Origin of the sequence: Pseudoalteromonas sp. PPB1, assembly GCF_015356275.1 — a bacterium.
In the GTDB taxonomy this organism is placed as follows: domain Bacteria; phylum Pseudomonadota; class Gammaproteobacteria; order Enterobacterales; family Alteromonadaceae; genus Pseudoalteromonas; species Pseudoalteromonas rubra_D.
This window is the reverse complement of sequence record NZ_JACEQV010000100.1, coordinates 1-461: the sequence shown is the minus strand read 5'-3', so window position 1 is coordinate 461 and position 461 is coordinate 1. Positions and strand designations below refer to the sequence as shown.

Below are 461 nucleotides of genomic sequence, written 5' to 3'. Positions count from 1 at the left end.
ATGCTGGCTGACTCAGGAATAAAAGCAGGTCTTTTCAAAATCAGGCGCGTTATGAAGGATATGCAGCTCATATGCAAGCAACCAGGTTCACATAGCTATAAAAAAGCAACCGTTGAACGGCCGGATATACCTAATCGTCTAAACAGGGAGTTTGATGTTAGTTCGCCAAATCAAGTGTGGTGCGGTGACATTACTTATATCTGGACCGGCAGGAAGTGGGCCTATCTGGCTGTAGTATTGGATTTATGCACACGCCGCGTAGTGGGTTGGGCTATGTCTCATCAACCAGATGCTAACTTAGCCGTCAAAGCGTTAGACAGAGCCTATGAACAACGAGGTCGGCCATCGGGCGTGTTGTTCCATTCTGATCAGGGCTGTCAGTATGTCGCCACAAAGTTCAGGCAAAAATTATGGCGCTATCGTATGACTCAAAGCATGAGTCGCAGGGGGAATTGTTGGGA

The 461-nt window shown here is 47.5% G+C and carries 1 protein-coding gene; it reads left to right on the top strand.

Translation table 11 applies throughout. From position 1 onward, the window contains the following. A partial coding sequence (locus IY568_RS24475; RefSeq protein ID WP_194868975.1) for an IS3 family transposase occupies nt 1-461 on the top strand: 461 nt, incomplete at both ends.